The sequence below is a fragment of the Erwinia sp. MMLR14_017 genome (genome assembly GCF_033657285.1).
Taxonomy (GTDB): Bacteria; Pseudomonadota; Gammaproteobacteria; order Enterobacterales; family Enterobacteriaceae; genus Erwinia.
On sequence record NZ_JAWVWP010000002.1, the window covers coordinates 148,177 to 165,068 of the forward strand.

A 16,892-nucleotide genomic window follows, 5' to 3' on the forward strand; every position below is an offset into this window, starting at 1 on the left:
CCTACAGGAGAAGATGATGATAACAATACGTAATTCCTCCCTGGCGCTGGCAGTGGCTGCAGGCGTCCTTTCCACCCCGGCTATGGCCGTGGATTTTACCGGCTACGCCCGTTCCGGCATCGGCTGGTCTGGCAGCGGCGGCGAGCAGCAATGCTTTAAGGCGACTGGCGCAGAGAGCAAATACCGTCTGGGTAACGAATGTGAAACCTATGCGGAGCTGAAACTGGGGCAGGAAGTCTGGAAAGAGGGCGACAAGAGCTTCTATTTTGACACCAACGTAGCCTATTCCGTGTCACAGCAGAACGACTGGGAATCAACCGACCCCGCTTTCCGTGAAGCGAACGTGAAGGGTAAAAACCTGATCGAATGGTTGCCAGGCTCCACCATCTGGGCAGGTAAGCGTTTCTACCAGCGTCATGATGTACATATGATCGACTTCTACTACTGGGATATCTCGGGTCCTGGTGCCGGTCTGGAAGATATTGATGTCGGCTTCGGTAAGCTCTCCTTTGCGGCAACCCGCAACACCGAAAGCGGCGGCTCGTTTGGCTACATTGCTGACCAGCGTAATGAGCTGCCGACCTCCAACGACGTCTTTGACGTGCGTCTGGCCGGTCTGGAAACCAACCCTGGCGGCGTGCTGGAGCTGGGCGTGGATTATGGCCGTGCTAATGCGCGTGACGGCTACTCGCTGGACGATAACGCCACCAAAGATGGCTGGTTGCTGACCGCTGAGCATACGCAGAGCATCTATAACGGCTACAACAAATTCGTGCTGCAGTACGCGGCTGACTCAATGACCGATCCGGGTACAGGCGCGGCGAACGGCCACTCCAACGGTTCAGCTATCAATAACAACGGCAGCATGCTCCGCGTGCTGGACCACGGTGCGATTGATTTCAACGACACCTGGAGCCTGATGTACGTGGCGATGTACCAGGATACGGATCGTGACAACAACAACGGCACCACCTGGTACACCGTGGGCGTGCGCCCGATGTACAAATGGACGCCAATCATGAGTACCCTGCTGGAAGCGGGCTACGACAACGTGAAATCCCAGCGTACCGGCGACCGCAACGGTCAGTACAAAGTTACCCTGGCGCAACAGTGGCAGGCTGGCGACAGCATCTGGTCCCGTCCGGCTATCCGCGTCTTCGCGACTTATGCCAACTGGGATGAGAAATGGGGTTATGACACCGACAGCGGCGCGAACAATGGCCTGGCAATGAACGATACCAGCGCCCGTACCTTCAGCCGTGGCAATGATGATGAAATAACCTTCGGCGCACAGATGGAAATCTGGTGGTAAGTCTTCCCTCATCTTCCGTGAAGCGGAGGTGCTGACCGGCCTTAGTTTCCCTGGGAGGTCGCAATGAGTTCCCAGGGATAAGGTCAGTTTTGCCTTGCCGCCTCGTGAATGATTGTGCGGTAAGCGGCAAGTTGAGTCGTAAAGAAGATGTGCTGGCTGGCGGGCCAGGTATCAATGGCCGCCTGCCTTCATGGTGATTTCAAAGGAAACAACAATGAAAAAGAATCTGCTGTCACTGTGTCTCTCCCTGAGCCTGCTGGCTGCTGCGCCTGCAGTGGTTTCTGCTGCCCAGCAGGATGCCGCTAAAGCTCCCACTATTTCCAGCGAGCAGTTACGCAAACTCTCCTGGACACCGCTGGTTCCGCCGGTGACGCAGGATGTACAGCTTGGTAGCGGCGGCTCGCAGATCAATCAGGGCGAGATCCAGGGTGCCGTGGGCGCATTTGCTCTGCCAGCTGACCGTGGTTCGCTGGAGATCGTCTTAACCAGCGTGGTGACGGGCAAAACGGTTTATGCCCCGAACGTACTGGTACTGGATGAACAGATGCGTCCCGCAGCGTTCTATCCCAGCAACTATTTCCCCTATGAGAAGCCGGGCATCGTCTCCAGCGATCGCCTTGAAGGCACGCTGAAGCTCACCCCGGCGCTGGGGCAGAAACAGATTTACCTGCTGGTTTATACCACCAGCAAAGATCTGAGCGAGACGACGCAAATGATTAACCCCGCCAAAGCCTATGCGGCTGGCGTGGGCAATGCTGTACCCGATATTCCCGACCCGGTTGCCCGACACACCGCAACCGGCACGCTCAGTCTGAAAGTCACCGCAGAGCAGAAGGCAGGGAACGTGATGATAGGGCAGCTCTTCCCGTCATCGGATACGCCAGCAGCGGCCCCGGTCGTGGTGGGCAGTACGCAGGCTGCGGCACCTGCGCCAGCCAAACCCGCAGAGCCGATGCTGGATGACTCTGACGCCTGGTTTAACAACGCTATTAAAAAGGCGGTGAAGGCAGGGGATGTGGACAAGGCGTTGAAACTGCTAAATGAAGCTGAACGGCTTGGCTCGAAAACGGCCCGTAAAACCTTTATCGAAAGCGTGAAGCAGTAAACTGCTGCGGTCATTCAGGGGCCAGGCAAGAAGTTTGCCAGCCTGTGCCCCTGAAGGGAGCGTTAAACAGAAAAATAGTCAGCGGTTGGAGCATTCATTTTCTCTGCATAATGCGTAGTTATTTTAAAAAAGCGGCTCTCATACTGCACAGTTAAACAAGCATTTACCCGTTCAACAGCCAGCTGCGATCCCGCTTAACATCTCCTGCATATCAAGCACTGCCTTATTTTTCTCATTTTTCCGAATGGCGGCGTAGATATCGATATTTAACCGCTGTGATGCATCATCAGTCAGCGCGCGATAGCTTAATCCCTCCTGATTAAAGGTGCATTTTGACTGCGGCATCAGGGCAAAGCCCTTGCCCCTGGCTATATGAGTCAGCATAACGAGAGAATCATCAGGCTCTTTAACTTTTTTAAGCGTGACGTTAAGCCTGCTGAAATAGTCTTCGCACTTATCATAAAACGAAGGATTGGCGCTTCTGGCAAACCAGAAAAGCGGTAAATCACTCACCTCTTCCAGTGAGACCTTCTCTTTCAGGCTGGCAGGATGCATGGCGGACAGAGCCATAAACAGGGGTTCGCGGCAGACCCAACGGTAGTGCACGGCATCTTCATGGCTTGCGCCTTTTTCCCCCGTGAGCACGAGGTCAAGGGTGTTTTTAGCCAGGCACTGCAACAGTTGGGCAGAGGTGAGGTTGGGTGTTTCAACATCATCTTCCGCATTGAGTCTGGCCAGCTGTTGGTTTAATGGCTCTACAAACTCAAAATTCAACGTTCGGGTAAGGCCGATGCGCAGACGCTCTACTGTTGCCAGCGAGTCCGATTTTAACCCATAAAGTTCCGCCAGAATGCTCTCCGCCCTTGCCACAAGGGCACGTCCTGCTTCCGTTAAACTCACCTCGTGCGTACTCCGGCTGAACAGTTGTTCCCCCAGCACCCTTTCCAGGCATTTAATCTGCCGGGTTAACGGCGGCTGAGTCATGCAGAGCCGTTCAGCCGCGCGGCGAAAGTTAAGTTCATGGGCCACAGCAAGGAAGCACTGGAGTTGCTTTACGCTGGGAAGATTGCTGCTGATAAGGTGCGCTGCTGTAGCCATAGAGTCCATCCTGCCATTTAACGCCATCAGTAAAGCAGTTGCCGTGCTGATAATGAAGAGAATATACCGGGATCACCCGGTATATTTATGATGAACGCTGTTATCAGGCGTTAACGCCTTTCATTCCCTCTTCAGAGTAACGTCCGCCTTTAATCTCAACACGCTGATGAATGCCGTTGAGCAATGCAACGTCCTCTTTATCCAGCACGATATCAGCGGCACCGGCATTCTCAGCCAGATAATGGCTGTGCTTAGTGCCGGGAATGGGAACCAGCTTGTCATACTGAGCCAGGAGCCAGGCCAGCGCAATCTGTCCGGCAGTAGCGCTGTATTTCTCTGCCAGAGGTCGGATAACCTCAAGCAGCTGAGCGTTATGATCGAGGCTGGACTGCGCAAAGCGCTCATTGTTTTTGCGGAAATCACCCTCTGCAAAATCGCTGTTCTTAAGGTATTTACCGGTCAGGAAGCCTCTGCCGAGCGGCGAGTAAGGAACCAGTCCGATATCCAGCTCTTTCACTGCTGGCAGGATTTCATCTTCGATATCGCGGGTCCATAACGAATATTCTGTCTGCAGCGCACTCAGCGGGTGCACGGCATGCGCCCGACGTAGAGTGGATGCGGAGACCTCGCAAAGCCCGATATGGTCTATTTTGCCCTCTTTCACGAGCTGGCTCAGGCACGCCATGCTTTCTTCGATGGGGGTCGCCTGGTTCACCCGGTGAAGGTAAAACAGGTCGATTCGCTCCACGCCAAGCCGTTTAAGGGAGTCGTTACAGCAGCGGGTAATGTAGTCGGGTTGATTATTGATGGACCGGGCATAGTCTTCGTCAGGCGAGCGGTCGATGCCGCACTTAGTGGCAATGTTGAACTTTTCCCGTGTCGCCTTATCCAGACCGGCAAGAAAGTGGCCAATCAGCCGCTCGTTATGACCCCGGCCATAGAGGTCCGCCGTATCGATGAAGGTAATATCCAGGTCGATAAGTTTGTGGAGGAGTTGCAGGGAGTTCTGGTCATCTGCTTCGCCATAAAATTCGCTTAGCCCCATGGCGCCATAGCCAACAGAACTCACGGTCAGATCCTGAGAGAGATTGCGGGTTTTCATCGTGTCTCCTTTTGTTGAATTCCCCGATTGTTTCACCCCGCTGACCCTGACTGAATTCCCATTTTCGTGATGCTAAAAAGGTATCGCCTTGCTGAAGGTTACGGCTGCCAGCGCTGCAAGGCGCGGCGAAGCTGGCGTGAAGAGGAGAAGCCGGCAGATAAAGCGGCTTTTTCTGCACCTTCACCCTGCTGTAAGCGCTGCTGCGCAATCGCTATCCGCAGCTGCTCGTGATAATCCCGCACGCTGATCCCCAGATGCTGCCTGAACAGACGCGTCAGATGACGCGGGCTGACATGGACCCGTCCGGCAATCTCCTCCAGCTGCCACTCCTGCTCCGGATGCACCACCAGCAAGTCCTGCGTGCGATGGATAGCGGGGTGCATATGGTTGCGGTAGCGCAGCCACGGCGAGAGCTGCGGATCGTCTCCCGAACGCCGGAAATAGATCACCATTTCCCGCGCCACGTTCAGCGCCGTCTGCGAACCGCAAAGCTGGTGAATAAGGTGTAAGGAGAGGTCGATGCCTGCGGTGATCCCTGCGCTGGTCCAGATGCCGCGATCTTCCACAAAGATGCGGTTTTCCTTAACGATAGCGGCAGGATCGCACTTTTTCAGCCGATCTATCACTTCATGGTGGCTGGTGCAGTGTACGCCGCTCAGCAGGCCCGCTTTAGCCGCAAGAATGGCCCCCGAACAGATGCAGATCAGCGTGATGCGCTGCGCATGGATATCCGGCTGCTGCCGCATCAGCCAGTGACGCGCCGCGGTGCCCTGCGGCGTATCAAAGCAGGTAGCAGAGTCATGCACGCCAGGCACCACCAGCAGGCTGCCAGCGGGAAGCCTGTCGGGCAGCGGCTCGATGCGGTTGATGCTCATATCGGTAGAGGTCATCACGCTCTCCTCCGGGCCGAAATAACGCAGCGTAAAGGCACCGCCTGCCAGCTTCAGCGTCTCCGCCGGGCCGGTCACATCCAGCGAGACGACGCCGGGCACCATTAAAAACCACACCGGGACAGTCATGTTATGGCAGCTCCTGCAAGCACTCCTCCACGCTCTGGACGGAGGCGAAACGGTTGATCAGCACGGCTTCAGTACGGTGACGAAGGTCAGCGATACTCAGCGTGATGCGGTTATGGCAAACAGGGAAGGTCAGCGTTGCTTCGGTCACAAACGTCACCTTATAGCCGAGATCTGACGCGACGCGGGCGGTGGTTTCACAGCACTGTTCGGTACGCAGGCCGCTGATAATCAGATGATCCACCTTCTGCTCCTGTAACCACTCCTGCAGCCCCGATTCGGTCAGGGCATTGTGGACGCGCTTGTACACCGTTTTCACCGCTTTATGGTTCAGAAAGGGCAGGCGCACCAGCAGACCCGAGTCCCGCGAGAACGCGCCATCTTCTTCCTCATGGAACACATCCACAATCGGGATACCACGAACGTGGCAGCCGCCGATCAGCGCGGAGAGGCTGCGTTCAAAGGCGGGCATCTCCACAGTATCCTGATAGCCACGATGATAGAAGGACTGCTGTGCGTCAATCACTAAAAGCACGGTATTGGACATTTCTGGACTCCTGACTGAATGGGTGTGACCCAATGATGGCGGGAAACCACAGCAGACAGAAGGCCAAAAACGGACATGATGCTGTCGGGGGGAGACGAGTCAATTTGATAAGGGGAAAAGGGAAGGACAGGAAGGGTAATGGGAATGAGTGTGGGAAAGGGGTTTGATAAACAACAAAGGATAATAAGTGGCGGAAAACCCGGCTTCTTCGCTTTTGATATCTTCCTGTACCGACAATGTGGCCTGCTCTCCGTTGATTAACACATCACAATGTTAGTCATGTTTCATCAACAGCATGAGGGGGAACTCACAAAAGAAGCGTTACGTCAGAACTGTTTCAATGTTCGCTTCTGGCACTGAACCGCTTTAGAAGCATGGTCGGCTATGAGCGAAAAGCGGAAGATATTTTAATAACGCTTAATCATCCCCTTATTATTTTGAATTCTGAAATTGATTTTCGAAATCTGTCGTGAGTAAGATCAATAAACACATGTGATTTTGGAGCCAGATGTTTGTTTGACCGCAAAAATGATTGCACTATGCTTTGTTCAATTCGTGTATCGTCATGTCCCCCCGAGCAAAGGATTGCTATCTGACCTCTTGAATGACGTTCACAAGCCTGTCGGGAAATCCACATACATTTCTGCATAAGAGTACCGTTACAAAAAATTTGTAAGCGCTGACATAAAGAGGGTTGCCACAAGGTGAGGATGTTAGCTGCAGATTCCAATACTTGAAAAGTTTTATCGTGGACCCGTGTATTGACAGTGAGAAAGCGCTTCGGTACCCTCCGCGTCAGACATTTCAGACTATCTGAATTGCGTAAGCGTTAACGTCAACCAACGCATGACTTACGATCATATCAAAGCATCGTATATGCAGGGTTGACTCAATATGTCTGTCATATCAGATAAAACCTCTCTCGCTAAAAATACCCTATTTTCATTGACCTTCATCGGTATTCTATTTATAGCGTCTAACCTCAGAGCGCCAATAACCGCTGTGGGGCCAGTTCTTCATGAAATTGCGGCTTCGTTTAATTTATCAGGTGTCTGTACAGGATTACTTAACGCGCTGCCTTTACTCATTTTTGCCCTTGCCTCTCCCTTTGCGCCAGTGCTCACCCGCAGAACAGGTATCGAGAAAGCTCTTTTAGCCGCGCTTGCTTTAATCACTGTAGGATGTCTTGCGCGCCCATTCTTCGGAGTAATGGGATTATGGACAGGGACATTTCTCATCGGTCTGGGGATAGCCATTGCGAACGTCCTGGTTGTGCCATTAATCAAACGGGATTTGCCAGACCATGCTGCGCGCTGTGTAGGGCTGTACGCTGCCACGATGGCTATGACCGCAGCGTTATCAAGCGGTATTGCCGCCCCGTTGTCAGGACTTAGCAGTGCGACATGGAGAGTGTCAATGGGTATCTGGGTAATACCTGCCGCCCTTGCCCTTATGGTGTGGATGAAAGTATGTGCGAGAGCTGATGGCCAATCTGGTTCACCTGCGCAATCTACTGTGCAGGGCACAGGCTCTGTCTGGAAAAGCGGTGTGGCATGGCACGTTTCAATGTTTATGGCCCTGCACACGATGGTATTTTACACGCTTATTGACTGGTATCCTTCGATGGCGGATGAACATGGCGTCAGCTCATCTGCGGCAGGTTTGCATCTGTTCATCTATCAGGCCGTTGCCGTAGTCGCTAATTTGTCCACTGGCGTATTCATTGCCCGTTTGAAGGATCAGCGGTTGTTGGGGCTGATATGCTCATTAACCATCACCCTTGGCGTTGCTGGTCTCCTGATGATGCCAGATTTTTCGGTCTTATGGCTTGTCCTTGCAGGAATCGGAGCGGGTATGTCTATGGTCACCTGTCTGACGCTTTTTGGACTGAGAACCAGGGAGCACAGCCAGGCGGGGCGGCTGTCCGGGAAGGCGCAGTGCATTGGTTATCTGATTGGTGCTCTGGGTCCCTGTCTCGCAGGCATACTGCATGGCCATACCGGCACCTGGAGTTCCACCCTCATGTTTATGCTTCTGATTTCATTCTTTCAGGCTTATTTTGCATGGCAGGCAGGCAGAAACAGGTTTGTCTGAAAAGTATGTGCCCAGCTTGAAACGGGCACATTTAATTTTATATAAAGTAAACAGCAGCAGTGGCCGTGAAAGCAGCTTTGCAGCAGCACATCGCATGCAAAAAATTAAGCTTGTGATGTCCTGTATTAAATATTTATCGTCTGCTGTAACCATGCAGTTCTTAACATCGTTCTCAAATCCAAATCCTGGCAGATATAAAAATTTCGAAGCAGGCATTACCCGCTGCCTTAACGACAAGTTTCGTGACGGGAGTCAGAATCGTTCTGCCGCGGGGAGAGCCCAGTGTACCTTTACTATACTAATTACCGGCGTATTCTGGAGGGTCGCCAGGAGCTTTTCGAAGTTTTGAAAAAGTAGAATAAAGGAAAACCAACTATCGCCATAAAAAATTAAAACTCTCTAACTGGTCATCATTCATTATCAACGTCCGCTTCTGTTACTAGTCAAACCACGGGGAGTTGCGTCAGCTATGAGCGAAAGGCGGAAGTTAAGTTGATTGTTAACCGGCACCTTAAAGTCTTCTGAAGTCACTTTAAGGTGCCGAAGTATATACTTACTATTTCACATTTTTTCAAATAAATTAATTCATGGTGGACAATGAATCACCACACCTTAATACTATCACGAGGTATTTCTTTAGCCTGTCAAACTTATAACAATCTACTTGTTTTACAATACTCTTTAAATGCATGATGACGTGATAGCGAGCGATCTTTTCTCAGCATATTTCTTATGAAAAAACAGCACCAGCAGGCTAATACTAAAAATGGTAACCAGTGCATAGAGAGTATAGAGAATGCCGTGTAGATTAAAATCTCCCCAAGATAATTAGGGTTGCGACTGTATTTGAATAATCCATCAGTAATTAACCCTTTTTTTAACCGCAATGTATAAAATTTCTGTGCGTCACTAACATAATGTAGATAAATCCCGACTATATAAATGGATAATGTCATACAAATCAGCCATGGTTGAGCGTTTACATTATTACTAATTAAAAGGTATGGAGTCACATAATATCCGGCCAATGGAACAAAGATGAATAACCATCCTGCCCACGTCGGAGGAAACTCCGTTACAAACCGCTGGTCGGGGAAAGTTGACTCTTTGACTAACCACAGGATGGAATATGTTCCATGAAGGGAAAGATAGATGCAGGTAGTCATTGAGCTATTTTGGTAATACCACATAAAAAACAAGATCACTGGTATCACCAGAATCTTATGGAGGTTTATAAAAAAAAGAGTATTCATGAGTTTGATCTCATCATTAAAAAGAAGGTTTTAAGGCTTGATTGTAGCCACAATCTTGACACTGACAAGATTAAATCTACGCTTTATCTTGTCAGTGTCAAGTTGTTTTGTTCTAATGGTCAAAACCAACATTTTGAGAGTTATGATGACGTCATCAAATGCAAAAAAAACATACCATCATGGTGATTTACGCACCACGCTCATTAATGCAGCACTTGAGATCATTGAAAATGAAGGAATCGATATGCTTTCTCTTCGCGCCTGTGCGAGAAAAGCAAATGTTTCACACGCTGCACCGGCCCATCATTTTGGAACTATAACAGGACTTCTGGATGAGCTCGCAGCTGAAGGCTACAGTCTTCTGAGGCGTGAAATGCAAAAAAATAAGAATAACTTAACAGCGGATAGTTTGCTTAGTGCTGGGACAGGCTATATCCGTTTTGCGATAAATCACCCTGGCCTTTTCCGTATTATGGCAAAAATGAAAACCAGCCCCTCACCCTCGGAGAGGCTCTTGAAAGAAAGCGATGCAGCTCTGGAGTTTCTGAAGTGCTCATTGAAACAGGCTTACCTGGAACAACACGGCATTCCCTTATCGGAAAATACGCTTACATTAAGATCAGAACTAGCCTGGTGTACCGTACACGGATATTCTCACTTATATATTGAGGGTATGAGTAAAAAAATCTCTTTCAAAGATCCTGAAAGGATACTTAACCAACTGCGGATTTCTTTACTGGCGTTAGATTAAAAAATATTAATTGTTACTCTCCAACCTACTGCAACAAGATAGAATAATTAAGTGGGTTATTTAAACTGTCCCTACGATATCGTGTATTGAAACTAAAGGGAGGTAAACTATCGTCTGTCAACTCTTCCCAAAAGTGTTTGAAATATCCGTTTCTGGCATAAGCCAGCCAGACTGCGCAAAACAGGTATGTCGGTAATCGCGATGAAAACCAACGGCGATGCATGTCGGTTAAAGCCGGGGCTAATGTACCCGGCTTCCCCTTGGTCTGCGCTTCGTTTCTCACCAGCACTTTTATCGGGTTCACTGTTCTTTAAGGGTGCCAGTAATCATGACCTGATAAAGCAGTGCGGCATCTGCGCTGCGCTCTTTGAGGCTAAAGCCTGCGCAAATGCCAGCGTGGTGTATGTAATTCGTTTATGTGCGTAAGCCCCAACGTTGAAAGCAGGCCTCAACGTCGTGAGGAGATTTCAGCAGCAGCTTTGGAAGTCTGACCTGATCGTACACTCTCTTATGGTGCAGGCGGTTTTCAGGGGCAACTAAGGTGATGTATTTTATCATCTCCCAGGTGACATTTTCTCTGCCTGTTCTGAGACCACCGATCCTCGGAGTGGAGGAGTAACATCTGCGAATGTATCGCAGCAGACCTACTGTTACCGGTACATCAAGCAGAATCAATCCCGTGGCGCGGGCGAGCCGCTCTGTTGCGCATTTCGTATAGTTACCCTCCATGACCCATCTTTCCTGACTAACTGCATCTGCATGTAAGCGAAGAAACTCTGCATGGCCACGGGGAACCCAGTTTGTGTCCGGAAGATGATGAAGTAGATCAAGATGAACGACAGGAAGGGCCGTCTTGCGGGAAATAGCGTCAGCGAGCGTCGATTTTCCACTGTTTGAAGGACCCATAATGCATATGCGTGGACCAAGCTCTTCTAATGAAACGGGTGTGTTCACAAAATTTCCTCGGGCAATTCCCTTTTAAGTCTTTAACCACCACGGCGTACTCCCCTGATATTCTCTGCGGCTCCCGGTAAAGAGCGATCGCCAACCTGCTGCGCTGACCAGCAAGCCGGGCAGTACATTTTCAGTCTGAAAACTTATCTTACCTTTTCGCAAAGCCGACTACTTCCGCCTGGTACGACAGCCAATGTTATTCCAAAGTAATAACATCCGCTTCTGGCACCAGGCAGCCTGCAACAGGCCGCTATACGCCAAAAGCGGACGTTATGTTTGAAGCGGAAATGGCAATGAAGCTTCTACTCATCCCTGAAATTCAATTTGCGTATTGGCCAAAAAATAGCTCCAGAGCACGGGCAACGGCTTCGGGTTGTTCTTCTGGCTGGAAATGGCCGCAATCAGTAATTTGCTGACTGTAGATCTCATCTCCAAATGCTCTCAGGGTAGCGGCCATATCAGGAACAGATCCCTGGTCAGCGGAGAGACCCAGTACCGGCATAGTCAGGCGTCGCTGCCTGGCGAGTTCAGCATTTTGCGCAGCTGATAGTGACAGTGCCCGGTAAAACGCCAGTCCAGCCCGCAATCCACCCGGTGCTTTGAGTAAACGTTCATATTCCGCAATTTCAGCCTCGCCATAACAACGGTAATTAACCGTTTTTTCGCGGAAAAACCATTCCAGATAAATGCGCTCACGTCCTGCCAGCAAAGCTTCTGGCAGGTCAGCTACGGCATGGAAGGAAAAATGCCAGGTTTTCCACGATTTGTCAGAATCTGTCGGCAATTTATCCGGCAGCGATACGCCTGGAATGCCAGCGTCCATCAAAGTCAGCGCCCGTATTTCATCGCTGTACATCATGGCATAGGGAAAGGCGACCCAGGCACCCACATCATGGGCTGCAAGAAAGTATGATCCTAACTCTAAAGAGGCGACAAAAGCATGAAGCCGCGTGGCAACGGTTTGAGTGTCGTAACCGGAAAGGGGCTTGTCTGTGTCACCTTGCCCTGGCAAATCGATAGCTATAATGCGGTACTTGTCGGCCAGATGGGACATTACATGACGCCAGGCAAACCAGCTTTCGGGGAAGCCAGCCAGTAGCACCAACGGAATTCCATCCTGGCGGCCGCCAGTCACATAATGAAAGCGCAGGCCATCTGCACGGGTAAAATGATGGCTGAAACCTTCTGGCGCATCAGGAAGCATGAAATCAGACATAATGAATTCCTAAAGTAAAAGCATACTGCCAGCCAGCAGCAGAGCCGCAGCGATGGCGCGTTGCAATGTAATGGGATGAGGTGTAAGACGGCCCAGACGGGTATTGCAGGCCGCTTGTAACGGCAACATAGCACCGGCGAGAATGGCAACAATGACGAACGCAAACATGGCTTACTCCAGTAGCTTCAGCGCCTGAGCCACAAAGTTTTCGCCATCGCCGGTCAGGGTTGAAACCTTGCCAATTACACGCATCCCTTGCAGCAACGCCAGTATCACTGCGGCGGCGGCGGTTACGTTAGTTGTCATGGCAATGGACCCGTCTTGTTTCCCCAGTTCAATCAAGTCTTCAAGAGCAGCCCGACGCTTCGATAATTGCTTGCCTAAATCCCCGGCAACAGCGCCAATCTGGTCGATCTGGGTGACACCGGTAACCACCATACAGCCGAGCTTGCCGTCTCTTCCCTGGCTGAGTTCAACATAATCCCGCAACAGTTCAGCGATTTTGTCTTTGCCGTTAGCAACCTTTTCCAACCGCGTTTTCAGGCGATCTTCCCGAAGCGACACATAGCGGTCCAGAGCCCTGGCAAAGACCCCTTCTTTGTCTTTATAGGCCTTGTAAATGCTGCCAGTGGTGAGGCCAGTGGCTGCGGTGATGTCACTGATACTGACCCCGCTAAAACCCCGGCTGCGAAAAAGCGTAATAGCCCCGTCAAGGAAGGCCTCTTCGTCAAAAACCCGTGGGCGCCCCCTGGATGGTTGGGCTGTAGCTCTGAGAGAAGGTGATTTCATAACTAACCTTTATTTTGGTAACGATCGTTTCCTTTTTAAGCCATAGGGGGGCTTACTGTCAAGAAAAGGTGAATCAGCAATGCCTTGAGCTGCTCTTAAATGATTAACGCAGGATTCTGATGGCCGCTTCTGGCACAAAACAGCCAGCATACAGAGGGCGGCTATCAACAAGGAGCGTACGTTGAGGAATGGCGTTTTTGGCAGGATAAACTGATCAGGCCTTGCGACACTTCGCGAGGCCTATTTCGGTTTTAAAGCGATGGATGTAATCCTTTTACCGGGCTGACAGCTTCAAGCAGTGAAGCGATATGCAGAATAGTTCTCTCTGCATGCCATTTGCCAACTATCTGAATGTTAACAGGCATGCCCTCACGACTTCTGCCAAACGGAAGCGCTATGCCGGGTAAGCCCGTCACGTTGAGAGGGACTGTCGCGCCCTGCAGATAAGTAGCATCAACCTCCTGTCCGTCAATGACAAACCGATCTACGCCGTGCTTGTGTGCAGGAATGGGCAGGACATGCGTGATAAGCGCATCATACTGTGAGAAGTATTCTGCAAAGCCATCCCGTAGCCTTTCTGCCGCCTGTTCAGCATCAATAAAATCAGCCACAGAAGTATCCGGCAGAGACAGCATCGTCTTCGCCATTTTATAAAGTTCGTCCGGCCTGCGGCCTGCGGTAGCTGCCGCAAATGCGGGTTTCATCTCCATAACGTGGATTCGGTTAAAAACATCCAGCGCAAAATCCCGCTCCAGCGCCGGTATACCTACATGCTCCACCACTACTCCGGGTCCCTGTAGCGCTTCTGCCGCTGACTTCACTACCGCAGCGACCTGCGGATCAACCGGACCAAAGCCCGGTCCGGTCATCCAGCCAATGCGAAGCGGTCGCGATGAACTAAACGGCAGGCCGTCCTGATAAACCGGCGCGCTGCTGGAAAAAGCATCGTGCCCGTCCGGTCCCGCCAGCTGTGAGAAGGCCAGAGCGATATCGCGTACAGAACGGGCCATAGGACCCACATGCCAGAAGCGGCGAGGTGCGCGCGGCCAGATACCCGTCATAGGCACGCTGCCATGCGTTGCTTTCATGGAGGTGATCCCCGTCTGCGCAGCGGGTCCACGCACTGAAATGGCCAGGTCGGTTCCCAGGCCCAGCGGAGACATCCCCGCAGCGATAGCTGCTGATTCGCCTCCGCTGGAGCCGCCAGGCGTGCGGGTCAGATCCCAGGGATTGTTGGAACGCCCGGAAAGCAGGTTATCGCTCTCAATCCAGTATGAAAATTCGGGCAGGTTAGTTTTCGCCAGCAGGATGCCGCCTGCATTTTTAAGACGCGCCACGCTGGTGGCGTCCGCAGCAGGGAGACGATTTTTAAAAATGGGTGAACCGCGTTGTGTCAGTACACCGGCGGTATCTATCGAATCTTTCGCCGTAAAGGGCACGCCGTGCAGGGGAGGGAGATCCTCTCCTCTCATCACTGCCGCTTCCGCCGCAACGGCATGTTTCATTGCATCCTCTGCCAGCGTCACAATGGCATTAACATCCGGGTTGGTTGCTTCGATCCGATCAATATGCGCCTGCATAACTTCCACAGGTGAGATGTCGCGGCTGCGGATCATGCTGGCCAGTTGGGTTGCGTCTGAATAAAAGATCTCTTTGCTCATGATTGGCTCTCTTAAGAAGTTATCTAACTAACGTTTGGTAGGTAAACAGTAGGCGCAGGAAATCACCTTGTCAATACCTACCTAACGTATGTTAGAATAAATCTGTAATCCTCAGGAGAAAGATGATGAGCAAGACATCCAGAGATGAAATCTTAAATGCGGCCCGCCTGACGGCGCAGGCTCATGGTTATACCGGTCTGAATATTCGCGGCCTGGCTGATGAAGTCGGGATAAAAGCAGCCAGCATTTATCACCACTTCGCCAGTAAAGCAGAGTTAGGTGCGGCGGTAGCGCAACAATATTGGGAAGATACTGCGCGTGACCTGGCAGTATTGCGGGAAACAGAGGGCGATGCGCTGAAAAGTCTGAGCCGTTATCCGCACATTTTTCGCCGTTCGCTGGAAAGTGACAACCGGCTCTGTATGGGCAGCTTTATGTCCGCCGAGTATGACGATCTGCCGGAGCCGGTGAAAAAAGAGGTACAGAAATTTGCAGACGTAAACGTTGCATGGCTGGATACGCAGCTTCAGCAAGCAGGTTTAATCGCTCCTGAAGAGGGTGAAAAACGGGCGCGTGCTATTTTTTCCGCCATTGCTGGCGCTCAGCTGATGGCCAGAAGCCGGAACGATATCACTCTTTTTGACGAGCTTATTGAGGCATATTCACAGGCCGGCTTGCTGCCTCCCGCGCGCAGGTAAATATGATGAAATCTGGAGCGGGCGTTTACAGCAGAAGCTATAGGCTATTGACCTGCTCCCTGTTCATTAACGGTATAACCTGAACAAATATTTCTATGGGATGATTGCCAAAAAAACAGGACCCTAAAGAGTCCTGTTGTGTGTTTTTTTATCGTGAAATTCGTGAGGCGCTGGCAGCGTTAGCATCAGCCAACTTACAGTCGGTTACTGGCCTTAACCAGTTCGTTATATGATCTTAAGACCCGCATCGGCGAACCGCCCACCATCCAGCCAATGTTGCTGGGACTCTCTATCAGTGACTGCTCGCCATGGCTGTAAGGCGTTTTGTCACGCAACCGGCGCATGAGATCTTTACTGTCTTTCAGAAAGCTTTCGGCATTGTCCATAACGATCGACCAGCCGATCGGCTTACCAGGCTCGCTGGCCGTAGCCTTATTTGCCTCAGCCAGCAGCGCACCAAAAGCATTGATCGCTTTGGTGACTTCAGCAATATCAGGATCCTGAGCGTCAAGCTGCGTTGCCAGCAGCTTCCCCTGCGTGATTAACGCCAGACGGTAGTAGCTGATATGGCGTCCCTCAGATTTTTCAATCTCAACGAGTTGCGCGGCGGACAGGGCATTGGTCTCCTTCTCCACTTCAGCACTGTAGACGTCGCTGGAGTGGATAAAGTTTTTGAAAGCCATTATCAGCGGTTGGTGCATTTTCTTACCCTGCGCAAAACCATCATCCTTGTAATCTTCCTGGCTGTAATAAAGATGGGCTTGCGACACTAACGGAGCCAGCGTGGTCAAATCAGCCAGATACTGTGTAGCCGCCGCATCCAGCGCCGGCATGGCGGGCTTTGCCTTCGATGCCTGCGGAATAGCTTGGGTACAGCTCTCCAACTCATAGGGGGCGAGATTACCCAACACGTTGACATTGCGCTCCCTGCCCGTTGGCCCCTTCTCCACATCAGCAATCCAGCTGACATAACGCTGCGCACTGCTGCGTGCCGATCCATCGACGGTGTTGTAGCATTTCACATAGAAATTCAATTTGGTGCCAGTCTGTACGGTGGCATCCTCTGCAACCGGGTTGGAAGCAGCCTGTGGTACTGGCTTTCCATCCGTTGTGTCATTGTTGTCGCATGCTGCCAGCGGCAAAAAAAGTGCGCTCGCCAATATTGCTGGTATGACAGTCCTGATCGCTTTATGAAACACAATAGTTCCTTTATGGGTAAGTTATAAAAACGGTTGTAGCTTTAAGTTATGGTCTTTGAATCACTCGTCCATGAATAATGGCGAGAGTGGGGGCATT

General features: G+C 51.2%; 16 protein-coding genes. 5 read left to right on the top strand and 11 right to left on the bottom strand.

Annotation, left to right across the window (positions count from 1 at the left end):
- The first annotated feature begins 13 nt into the window (after positions 1-13).
- On the top strand, positions 14-1,312 hold the full coding sequence (locus tag SD961_RS03720) for a maltoporin (protein WP_412916649.1): 1,299 nt from the start codon (positions 14-16) through the stop codon (positions 1,310-1,312).
- A 214-nt stretch (positions 1,313-1,526) separates the two neighbouring features.
- Positions 1,527-2,417, top strand: a complete 891-nt coding sequence (gene malM / locus SD961_RS03725; RefSeq protein WP_318789056.1) for a maltose operon protein MalM — start codon at positions 1,527-1,529, stop codon at positions 2,415-2,417.
- Positions 2,418-2,588: 171 nt separating this feature from the next.
- On the opposite strand, the gene SD961_RS03730 is transcribed toward malM, so the two are convergent.
- The 4 genes from SD961_RS03730 to SD961_RS03745 form a co-directional block, all read right to left on the bottom strand.
- A complete protein-coding gene (locus tag SD961_RS03730) occupies positions 2,589-3,515 on the bottom strand; it encodes a LysR family transcriptional regulator (protein ID WP_318789057.1) in 927 nt (308 codons plus the stop codon).
- Between the two features lie 103 nt (positions 3,516-3,618).
- Positions 3,619-4,617 (bottom strand): aldo/keto reductase, encoded by a 999-nt coding sequence (locus SD961_RS03735; RefSeq protein WP_318789058.1) that lies wholly within the window; start codon positions 4,615-4,617, stop codon positions 3,619-3,621.
- A gap of 98 nt (positions 4,618-4,715) precedes the next feature.
- Positions 4,716-5,636: a GlxA family transcriptional regulator gene (locus SD961_RS03740; protein WP_318789059.1), complete on the bottom strand. Its 921-nt coding sequence runs from the start codon at positions 5,634-5,636 to the stop codon at positions 4,716-4,718.
- A gap of 1 nt (position 5,637) precedes the next feature.
- Positions 5,638-6,180 carry an isochorismatase family protein gene (locus tag SD961_RS03745; protein ID WP_318789060.1) on the bottom strand — a complete coding sequence of 181 codons (543 nt, stop codon included), beginning with the start codon at positions 6,178-6,180 and terminating at the stop codon, positions 5,638-5,640.
- Between the two features lie 894 nt (positions 6,181-7,074).
- Between SD961_RS03745 and SD961_RS03750 the strand changes: the two genes are divergently transcribed.
- Positions 7,075-8,274: an MFS transporter gene (locus SD961_RS03750; protein ID WP_318789061.1), complete on the top strand. Its 1,200-nt coding sequence runs from the start codon at positions 7,075-7,077 to the stop codon at positions 8,272-8,274.
- Between the two features lie 650 nt (positions 8,275-8,924).
- Here the strand turns inward: SD961_RS03750 and SD961_RS21680 are convergent.
- Complete coding sequence (locus SD961_RS21680) at positions 8,925-9,527, bottom strand: methyltransferase family protein (RefSeq protein WP_412916650.1); 603 nt, start codon at positions 9,525-9,527, stop codon at positions 8,925-8,927.
- 115 nt (positions 9,528-9,642) lie between these two features.
- Here SD961_RS21680 and SD961_RS03755 point away from each other — a divergent pair, with 115 nt between their 5' ends.
- Positions 9,643-10,278 (top strand): TetR/AcrR family transcriptional regulator, encoded by a 636-nt coding sequence (locus SD961_RS03755; RefSeq protein ID WP_318789062.1) that lies wholly within the window; start codon positions 9,643-9,645, stop codon positions 10,276-10,278.
- A gap of 414 nt (positions 10,279-10,692) precedes the next feature.
- Here SD961_RS03755 and SD961_RS03760 read toward each other — a convergent pair whose 3' ends face one another.
- The 5 genes from SD961_RS03760 to SD961_RS03780 form a co-directional block, all read right to left on the bottom strand.
- The gene (locus SD961_RS03760) at positions 10,693-11,232 is read right to left on the bottom strand and encodes an AAA family ATPase (RefSeq protein WP_318789063.1); all 540 of its coding nucleotides are present in this window, start codon (positions 11,230-11,232) and stop codon (positions 10,693-10,695) included.
- A 319-nt stretch (positions 11,233-11,551) separates the two neighbouring features.
- On the bottom strand, positions 11,552-12,448 hold the full coding sequence (locus SD961_RS03765; RefSeq protein ID WP_318789064.1) for an alpha/beta hydrolase: 897 nt from the start codon (positions 12,446-12,448) through the stop codon (positions 11,552-11,554).
- A gap of 9 nt (positions 12,449-12,457) precedes the next feature.
- Positions 12,458-12,616 carry a DMT family transporter gene (locus tag SD961_RS03770; protein WP_318789065.1) on the bottom strand — a complete coding sequence of 53 codons (159 nt, stop codon included), beginning with the start codon at positions 12,614-12,616 and terminating at the stop codon, positions 12,458-12,460.
- Positions 12,617-12,619: 3 nt separating this feature from the next.
- A complete protein-coding gene (locus tag SD961_RS03775) occupies positions 12,620-13,237 on the bottom strand; it encodes a TetR/AcrR family transcriptional regulator (protein ID WP_318789066.1) in 618 nt (205 codons plus the stop codon).
- A gap of 251 nt (positions 13,238-13,488) precedes the next feature.
- A complete protein-coding gene (locus SD961_RS03780) occupies positions 13,489-14,898 on the bottom strand; it encodes an amidase (RefSeq protein WP_318789067.1) in 1,410 nt (469 codons plus the stop codon).
- A 125-nt stretch (positions 14,899-15,023) separates the two neighbouring features.
- Here SD961_RS03780 and SD961_RS03785 point away from each other — a divergent pair, with 125 nt between their 5' ends.
- A complete protein-coding gene (locus SD961_RS03785) occupies positions 15,024-15,596 on the top strand; it encodes a TetR/AcrR family transcriptional regulator (protein WP_318789389.1) in 573 nt (190 codons plus the stop codon).
- A gap of 194 nt (positions 15,597-15,790) precedes the next feature.
- Here SD961_RS03785 and SD961_RS03790 read toward each other — a convergent pair whose 3' ends face one another.
- On the bottom strand, positions 15,791-16,756 hold the full coding sequence (locus tag SD961_RS03790; RefSeq protein ID WP_318789068.1) for a YiiG family protein: 966 nt from the start codon (positions 16,754-16,756) through the stop codon (positions 15,791-15,793).
- Positions 16,757-16,892 lie beyond the last annotated feature (136 nt).

Excerpts from the sequence above, each read along its gene's own strand:
- SD961_RS03740 (WP_318789059.1), bottom strand. The coding sequence starts at position 5,636 with ATGACTGTCCCGGTGTGGTTTTTAATGGTGCCCGGCGTCGTCTCGCTG.
- SD961_RS03735 (WP_318789058.1), bottom strand. The coding sequence starts at position 4,617 with ATGAAAACCCGCAATCTCTCTCAGGATCTGACCGTGAGTTCTGTTGGC.
- SD961_RS03765 (WP_318789064.1), bottom strand. The coding sequence starts at position 12,448 with ATGTCTGATTTCATGCTTCCTGATGCGCCAGAAGGTTTCAGCCATCAT.
- SD961_RS03730 (WP_318789057.1), bottom strand. The coding sequence starts at position 3,515 with ATGGCTACAGCAGCGCACCTTATCAGCAGCAATCTTCCCAGCGTAAAG.
- SD961_RS03750 (WP_318789061.1), top strand. The coding sequence starts at position 7,075 with ATGTCTGTCATATCAGATAAAACCTCTCTCGCTAAAAATACCCTATTT.
- SD961_RS03755 (WP_318789062.1), top strand. The coding sequence starts at position 9,643 with ATGGTCAAAACCAACATTTTGAGAGTTATGATGACGTCATCAAATGCA.
- SD961_RS03770 (WP_318789065.1), bottom strand. The coding sequence starts at position 12,616 with ATGTTTGCGTTCGTCATTGTTGCCATTCTCGCCGGTGCTATGTTGCCG.
- SD961_RS03785 (WP_318789389.1), top strand. The coding sequence starts at position 15,024 with ATGAGCAAGACATCCAGAGATGAAATCTTAAATGCGGCCCGCCTGACG.
- SD961_RS03780 (WP_318789067.1), bottom strand. The coding sequence starts at position 14,898 with ATGAGCAAAGAGATCTTTTATTCAGACGCAACCCAACTGGCCAGCATG.
- SD961_RS03775 (WP_318789066.1), bottom strand. The coding sequence starts at position 13,237 with ATGAAATCACCTTCTCTCAGAGCTACAGCCCAACCATCCAGGGGGCGC.
- SD961_RS03720 (WP_412916649.1), top strand. The coding sequence starts at position 14 with ATGATGATAACAATACGTAATTCCTCCCTGGCGCTGGCAGTGGCTGCA.
- SD961_RS03745 (WP_318789060.1), bottom strand. The coding sequence starts at position 6,180 with ATGTCCAATACCGTGCTTTTAGTGATTGACGCACAGCAGTCCTTCTAT.
- malM (WP_318789056.1), top strand. The coding sequence starts at position 1,527 with ATGAAAAAGAATCTGCTGTCACTGTGTCTCTCCCTGAGCCTGCTGGCT.
- SD961_RS21680 (WP_412916650.1), bottom strand. The coding sequence starts at position 9,527 with ATGAATACTCTTTTTTTTATAAACCTCCATAAGATTCTGGTGATACCA.